Source organism: Campylobacter sp. US50a (assembly GCF_004379015.1).
Classification (GTDB): domain Bacteria; phylum Campylobacterota; class Campylobacteria; order Campylobacterales; family Campylobacteraceae; genus Campylobacter_D; species Campylobacter_D jejuni.
Genome location: NZ_RYYJ01000050.1, coordinates 1 through 884, shown reverse-complemented (window position 1 = coordinate 884; position 884 = coordinate 1). Strand labels below are relative to the sequence as shown.

The window sequence follows — 884 nt, the reverse complement described above, 5'->3', positions numbered from 1 at the left end:
TACAAATGGCTATAAAAATTGAAATTAGCGGATTTGATAAGGATTTTTTACCTGTTTTTGAGAGTTTAGCTAAAAGCTTATCTCAAAAGCCTATTTTATCAATGTTTTTTCTTATTTTTTGAGCAAAAACTTACGCATACCCTTTTTTCATTTTTTGTTTCTTTAATCTCTCAAAAAATTTGTGCCTCATTAAAACTTGGAAATACATTATTTTTTCTTCCTGTACAACTTTTAAAACGCACATTTCCGTAAACTCTCTCAACCATATATTCCTCAAATAGAGTGGCAATAATTTCTATGCTATAATAGCGAATGTTTCCTTTCTCAGTTATTCTGTGCAACAAAACATTATTCATAAAAAAACCTAATTAAAAATTATTTATTTTATTCAAAAAATCATTTTTAAACATTTTTTCTATAGCAAGCTTAATCATTTGATTAATTTTCTCATTTTCTTTATTTGTATTAGAAATTTCATCTTTGTAAGTAGGAATCATCATTTCTATCATTTTTAATGTTTTTTCATCAAATAATACTCTTTTTGGAATTAATATTTCATTTTTTTGAATATTTTCATTATTTATTGCATTTTTTTCCATTTTTATCCTTTATTTGTTAAAATATATAAATTATACCATAATTTTAATAAAAAATTGTATAAATAGACAAATAATGCAAAAATATAAATATTTTTATGGTATAATTTAAAATATATAACATAATCTTATATCAAAATAAGCCTATTAAAATATATATTTTGATATTAACACAAGCAAATAAATATAACATAATATTCAATTATGTTATAAAAAAAGGATATAAATAAAATGAAACTTAAAAATACTACAATAAGCGAAGATTTAGAGCGTTGGATAGAAGCTTAT

General features: G+C 21.2%; 2 protein-coding genes. Both read right to left on the bottom strand.

Annotated features, from left to right (window positions below; translation table 11 throughout):
- Positions 1-170 precede the first annotated feature (170 nt).
- Positions 171-356 carry a polymerase gene (locus tag ELQ11_RS09585; protein ID WP_070242826.1) on the bottom strand — a complete coding sequence of 62 codons (186 nt, stop codon included), beginning with the start codon at positions 354-356 and terminating at the stop codon, positions 171-173.
- A gap of 12 nt (positions 357-368) precedes the next feature.
- Complete coding sequence (locus ELQ11_RS09580; RefSeq protein WP_052950071.1) at positions 369-599, bottom strand: hypothetical protein; 231 nt, start codon at positions 597-599, stop codon at positions 369-371.
- Between the last annotated feature and the right edge of the window lie 285 nt (positions 600-884).

Excerpts from the sequence above, each read along its gene's own strand:
- ELQ11_RS09585 (WP_070242826.1), bottom strand. The coding sequence starts at position 356 with ATGAATAATGTTTTGTTGCACAGAATAACTGAGAAAGGAAACATTCGC.
- ELQ11_RS09580 (WP_052950071.1), bottom strand. The coding sequence starts at position 599 with ATGGAAAAAAATGCAATAAATAATGAAAATATTCAAAAAAATGAAATA.